Annotated in this window: 8 protein-coding genes; all 8 read right to left on the reverse strand. The window is 71.2% G+C overall.

What is annotated here, in order from left to right; all coding sequences use genetic code 11:
• On the reverse strand, positions 1-759 hold a 759-nt coding region (locus tag WMJ97_RS14170; RefSeq protein WP_347349654.1), incomplete at its 3' end, for an urease accessory protein UreD.
• On the reverse strand, positions 756-1,379 hold the full coding sequence (gene ureG / locus WMJ97_RS14175; protein WP_347349655.1) for an urease accessory protein UreG: 624 nt from the start codon (positions 1,377-1,379) through the stop codon (positions 756-758). The genes ureG and WMJ97_RS14170, both read right to left, overlap by 4 nt.
• Before the next feature lie 13 nt (positions 1,380-1,392).
• A complete protein-coding gene (locus WMJ97_RS14180) occupies positions 1,393-2,091 on the reverse strand; it encodes an urease accessory protein UreF (RefSeq protein ID WP_347349656.1) in 699 nt (232 codons plus the stop codon).
• Positions 2,072-2,557, reverse strand: coding sequence for an urease accessory protein UreE (locus tag WMJ97_RS14185; RefSeq protein ID WP_347349657.1), 486 nt, complete (start codon positions 2,555-2,557; stop codon positions 2,072-2,074). Before WMJ97_RS14185 ends, WMJ97_RS14180 begins: the two co-directional genes overlap by 20 nt.
• Before the next feature lie 10 nt (positions 2,558-2,567).
• On the reverse strand, positions 2,568-4,280 hold the full coding sequence (gene ureC / locus WMJ97_RS14190; RefSeq protein WP_347349658.1) for an urease subunit alpha: 1,713 nt from the start codon (positions 4,278-4,280) through the stop codon (positions 2,568-2,570).
• 16 nt (positions 4,281-4,296) lie between these two features.
• Complete coding sequence (locus tag WMJ97_RS14195; protein ID WP_347349659.1) at positions 4,297-4,605, reverse strand: urease subunit beta; 309 nt, start codon at positions 4,603-4,605, stop codon at positions 4,297-4,299.
• 16 nt (positions 4,606-4,621) lie between these two features.
• The gene (locus WMJ97_RS14200) at positions 4,622-4,924 is read right to left on the reverse strand and encodes an urease subunit gamma (protein ID WP_347349660.1); all 303 of its coding nucleotides are present in this window, start codon (positions 4,922-4,924) and stop codon (positions 4,622-4,624) included.
• A gap of 179 nt (positions 4,925-5,103) precedes the next feature.
• On the reverse strand, positions 5,104-5,540 hold a 437-nt coding region (locus tag WMJ97_RS14205; protein ID WP_347349661.1), incomplete at its 5' end, for a substrate-binding domain-containing protein.

The following is a 5,540-nucleotide window of genomic DNA, read 5'->3' on the forward strand; positions in this document are numbered from 1 at the left end:
GCCGCGGCGTCCGGGACGGTCGGGGCCGGGACGGTCGGGGCCGCGACGGTCGGGGTCGCCGGGCAGCGGACCCTCCAGCAGGGCGGCCACGGCGTCCACGCGCGCCTGGTCGATGCCGGGCGCGACCGCGAGCAGCGACCCGACGTGCGTGTGCCCCTCCAGGCCGCCGACGACGCCGTCGCGGGGCGCGAGCAGCAGGTTGTCGAGCACCTCGAGCCGTCCGGCGACGACGACCTCCGTCCGGCTGCGGACCCACTCGTAGCGAAACGGCGTCCCGTCGGGGGCCCAGCCGGGCGTCACGATCTCGGCGGCGACGTAGCCGGCGTCGGCGGCCATCTCGACCCGGGTCCGCTGGTCGTAGCGGGCGTCCGCGTAGGCGATGACCTGGTCGGGCACGAGTTCGAGCGTCGCGTCGGCGTCCAGGACGACGGTCGTGTGTTGGGTGGCCGGCGCGGTCGGCGTCCGGTAGATCCGGGTCGCCGACTGCGTCGTCACCAGGGCGGACGCCGCCCGCCCGACCTCGAACCGCTGCCGGTAGGCGTCCCCACCGAGGTAGCCGCCGCCGGGGTTGACGATCACCGAGGTCACGAGCCCGCCGGGTTCGAGGTAGAGGGGGCGCAGCGTGCGCAGCGAGCCCTCGTGCCACTGGCCGGCCACCACCGACCGGTCGCCCCGGCGCTCCACGCGCAGGGCGACCGAGCCCATCGCGGCGCGATCGACGCCGGCGATCGGGGCGGGCGGTGCGTCCACGATCGTCATCCGAGATCCAGCATCAACACGTCGTGCCGCAGCCAGGTCAGGACGCCGTCGAGCCCCTCGTCGGTGCGCAGGTTCGTGAAGCAGAACGGACGCTCACCGCGGAACACGCGTGAGTCGGCCTCCATGACCGCGAGGTCGGCGCCCACATGCGGCGCCAGGTCGGTCTTGTTGATGACGAACAGGTCGGACCGGATCATCCCCTGCCCCGCCTTCCGCGGGATCTTCTCGCCCTGGGCCACGTCGATGATGTAGATCGAGAAGTCGACCAGCTCGGGGCTGAAGGTCGCCGACAGGTTGTCGCCGCCCGACTCCACGAAGACGAGCTCCAGGTCGGGGTGTCGCGCGACGAGGTCGGCGATGGCGGTCTCGTTCATCGACGTGTCTTCGCGGATCGCCGTGTGCGGGCAGCCGCCCGTCTCGAGGCCGACGATCCGGTCGACCGGCAGCACGCCGGTCGCCGCGAGGATCTTCGCGTCCTCGATCGTGTAGATGTCGTTCGTGACGGCGGCCATGGAGATCTCGCCGGCCATGGCGGCGGCGATCCGCTCGATCAGGGCGGTCTTGCCGGCCCCGACGGGGCCGCCGACGCCGACCCGGACGGGTCCTCGGCTGGTGGGCATCTGTTTCTCCTTCTCAACTCATGAACATGCGCGCCCGCTGGCGCTCGTGGCGCATCTGCGCGATCTCGAGGCCGGGCGCGACCGCGCCCAGCGCCTCGATCGGCAGCTCGGACGCCGCCGCGGCCGCCTGGGCGACCCGCGGCTGCACGTGCGCGAGCACGTACTGGCCGGCGTCCTGGCCGAGGGGCACCGCCCGGACGGCGTTCTGCGTCAGCGACGTCACCGCCGCGTGCAGCACGATCGCGACGACCGTGGACGCCGGCGCCCCCAGCGCCCTCCCCACGAGGGCGGTCGCGATCGCCGGATGGCCCGCCGCGAGGCCGGCCTCGATGCGTTCGGCGTAGGCCAGCAGCCAGGGTGAGGGATGGTTCGCCGCGGCGATGGCGACGGTGCGGCGTCCGAGATGGGCGCCGGCGTCCCGGACCTGCCTCGGCAGGGCCTGGGCGCGCAGGAGGTCGTCGACCTCCCAGACCGTCTCGATCGCGGACGCCGTCGCCGTCAGGTGGGCGGCGAGAGCGTCCGTGGTCGTGAGTTGGTCGCGAACGTAGGCGTCCAGCCAGGCGGCGCAGCTGTCGCGGTCGTGCACGACGCCCTCGGCGACGTAGGTCTCCAGCCCGAAGCTGTGGCTGAACGCCCCGGTGGGCAGGGCCGAGTCGGCGAACTGCAGCAGCGGCAGCAGGTACGCCGGCAGGTCAGTGGGTGTGGGCGGCATGCCGGAAGGGCACCTCCATCACCCGCTCGACGACGGCGTACGGCGTGCCTTCATGGTCGAGGAAGTGGGTGACCGTCCGGTCGTGCTGCACGACCATGACCCCCGCCGACGTGTCGAGGCCCGGGGCCTTGAAGTCGGCGAAGAACTGCGCGGGCAGGTGCCGGTTGCCGAGCCCGTGCGCCACGCGCAGCGCCTCGACGACGCTGCGCGGGGCGATCACGATGACGTCCTGCGAGACGACCGACACCGCGACGACGTCGCTCCCCTCGCGGAGCAGGATGTCGCCGTCGCGCAGGTCGGCGTCCGCAGCCAGCCGGAGGCCGAACTCGCGCCCGTGGTCGGACCTGACGCGCTGGATGCGCTTCGTCAGGTCCGCCGAGGCGAGCTGGACCCGTTCGACGTGCAGCTGTTCGCGCTCGGCGGCGGGCAGGTCGGCCAGGTTGCCCTCGATCGCGGTGATGATCACGCGGCGGCCCTCAGAAGAGGAAGTACCGCTGGGCCATCGCCAGCTCCATGGCCGGCACCGACTCGATGAGCTCCCCGTCGACGTGCACCTGGTACGTCTGCGGGTCGACCTTGACCGTCGGTGTCGCGCTGTTGTGCACCATGTCGGCCTTCGTGAGGTTCCGCACCCCGGACGCCGCGTGCACCTGCTTGCGCAGCCCCAGCTTCTCGGGGACGCCGGCGTCCAGCGCGGCCTGCGAGACGAACGTGAACGACCCCTCGTGCACGGCCGACCCATACGCGCCGAACATGTCCCGCATGAGCGTCGGCTCGGGCGTCGGGATGGACGCGTTGGCGTCCCCCATGACCGCGTGCGTGATCTGGCCGCCCTTGAGGATGATGTCGGGCTTCACGCCGAAGAACGCCGGCTGCCAGATGACCAGGTCGGCCCACTTGCCCACCTCGACCGACCCGACGACGTCGCTGATGCCGTTGGCGATCGCCGGATTGATCGTGTACTTGGCGACGTAGCGCTTGATGCGGTTGTTGTCGTCGAAGTCCGCGTCGCCCTCCAGCGCGCCGCGGGTCTTCTTCATGTGGTTCGCCATCTGCCACGTGCGGATGATCGTCTCGCCGACGCGCCCCATCGCCTGGGAGTCGGAGCTGGTCATCGAGAAGATGCCGAGGTCGTGCAGGACGTCCTCGGCCGCGATCGTCTCGGGCCGGATGCGGGAGTCGGCGAACGCCACGTCCTCGGGGATGTCGGGGTTGAGGTGGTGGCACACCATGAGCATGTCGAGGTGCTCTTCGGCGGTGTTGCGCGTGAAGGGCAGCGTCGGGTTCGTGGAGCTCGGCAGCACGTTGGGCAGGCCCGCCATCACCATGATGTCGGGCGCGTGGCCGCCGCCGGCGCCCTCGGTGTGGAACGTGTGGATGACCCGCCCGTCGATGGCCTTGATCGTGTCCTCGACGAACCCGCACTCGTTGAGCGTGTCGGTGTGGATCGCGACCTGCACGTCGTACTCGTCGGCGACCTTGAGCGAGGTGTCGATGCAGGCCCGCGTCGTGCCCCAGTCCTCGTGGATCTTCAGGCCCATCGCGCCGGCGGCGAGCTGCTCGGCGATCGGTTCGGTCGCCGAGGCATGCCCCTTGCCCATGAAGCCCAGGTTCATCGGGAACTGCTCCGCCGCCTGCAGCATGCGCGCGAGATGCCAGGCGCCCGGGGTGATCGTCGTGGCGTTCGTGCCGTCGGCCGGGCCGGTGCCGCCGCCGATCATCGTCGTCACGCCGGACGCCAGCGCCGTGCCGATCTGGGTGGGCGAGATGAAGTGGATGTGGGAGTCGATGGCGCCCGCGGTCACGATCTTGCCCTCGCCCGCGATCGCCTCTGTGGCAGTGCCGACGATGATGTCGACGCCCGACTGGGTGTCGGGGTTGCCGGCCTTGCCGATGCCGACGATGCGGCCGTCCTTGAGGCCGATGTCGGCCTTGACGATGCCGGAGGCGTCCAGGATGAGGGCGTTCGTGATGACGGTGTCGACGGGGCCCTCGTCGCGGGTGAGGCGTCCGTTCTGGCCCATGCCGTCGCGAATCACCTTGCCACCGCCGAAGACGACCTCGTCGCCGTAGTGGGTGTAGTCCTTCTCGACCTTGGCGAACAGGTCGGTGTCGGCCAGGCGGACGGAGTCGCCCGTCGTCGGCCCGTAGAGATCGCTGTACTCGCGACGGCTCAATTCTCGGCTCATGGGTGGGTTCTCCTTCTCAGTCGAGGGGGCCGTCGGTGAGGTTCGCGAGGCCGTAGACGGCGCGGTCGCCGCCGATGGCCGTCAGCGTCACCGTGCGCGCGTCCCCCGGCTCGAAGCGGGCGGCCGTGCCGGCGGGGATATCGAGGCGGAAGCCGTGGGCGGCGTCCCGGTCGAAGCGGAGCGCCGGGTTCACCTCGGCGAAGTGGTAGTGGGAGCCGACCTGCACGGGGCGGTCTCCGGTGTTGGTGACCTCGACCTCGACGGTCGGGCGGCCCTCGTTGATCGCGATCGGCCCGTCGGCCAGGTGGTATTCGCCGGGAATCATCGGTTCTCCTTCGGCCTCAGCGGATCGGATCGTGAACGGTGACGAGCTTCGTGCCGTCCGGGAACGTCGCCTCGAGCTGCACGGCGTGGATCATCTCCGGGACGCCGTCCATCACGTCGTCGCGGGAGAGCAGGGTCGTGCCGTAGGACATCAGGTCGGCGACCGTCCGGCCGTCGCGGGCCGCCTCAAGCAGCTCGGCGGTGATGAAGGCCACCGCCTCGGGATGGTTGAGCTTGAGACCGCGCTCGCGCCGGCGGCGCGCGAGGTCGCCGGCCACGACGATGAGCAGCTTCTCCTGCTCACGTGGTTCGAGGTGCATAGATACTCCCGTGGTTGGCAGTGAAGCGCGGCGCGTCCGCGAAACCCCTGGGACCAGGGGTTTCGGCGTGCGCCGCCGGTGGCACCGTAGCCCCCGACTGCCCCTCCAACGCGCGTGCCCAGGGCCGTTACATGGCTCTAACACGTCCGTAACGCAACGGTAGAGACGCCCGGACGCCCCTACGAGGCCGGCGGCGCCACCGACTCGCGGATCACCTCGGGGCACTCGACGCGGGTGACCCCGGGCGGAGCCGGGTCCTCCACGACGCCGAGCCGCGACAGCAGCGCCCCCACCGCCAGCTGACCCATCACCCGGTGCGGCAGCGCCATCGTCGTCAGCGCCGGGTACAGTTCGCTGGCCACGTTCTCGTAGTCGTCGAAGCCGACCACCGACAGGTCATGCGGGATCGACAGCCCCAGCCGCCGGGCGGCGTGGTAGACCCCCATCGCGGCGATGTCGTTGTAGGCGAAGATGGCGGTGGGCCGGTCCGGCGCGTCCAGCAGCGGCAGTGCGGCCTCCTCGGCCGGCTTCGACCCGAAGTGCACCTGCTTCGGGACCGCGACCCGGCCCTCACCGAGGCCGGATTCGGCCAACGCCGCCTGAAAGCCCTCAAGCC

This window comes from Nigerium sp., assembly GCF_039811905.1.
In the GTDB taxonomy this organism is placed as follows: domain Bacteria; phylum Actinomycetota; class Actinomycetes; order Propionibacteriales; family Propionibacteriaceae; genus Propioniciclava.

Coding starts and splice junctions, on each gene's coding strand:
- ureG (WP_347349655.1), bottom strand. CDS start 1,379: ATGCCCACCAGCCGAGGACCCGTCCGGGTCGGCGTCGGCGGCCCCGTC.
- WMJ97_RS14180 (WP_347349656.1), bottom strand. CDS start 2,091: ATGCCGCCCACACCCACTGACCTGCCGGCGTACCTGCTGCCGCTGCTG.
- ureC (WP_347349658.1), bottom strand. CDS start 4,280: ATGAGCCGAGAATTGAGCCGTCGCGAGTACAGCGATCTCTACGGGCCG.
- WMJ97_RS14195 (WP_347349659.1), bottom strand. CDS start 4,605: ATGATTCCCGGCGAATACCACCTGGCCGACGGGCCGATCGCGATCAAC.
- WMJ97_RS14200 (WP_347349660.1), bottom strand. CDS start 4,924: ATGCACCTCGAACCACGTGAGCAGGAGAAGCTGCTCATCGTCGTGGCC.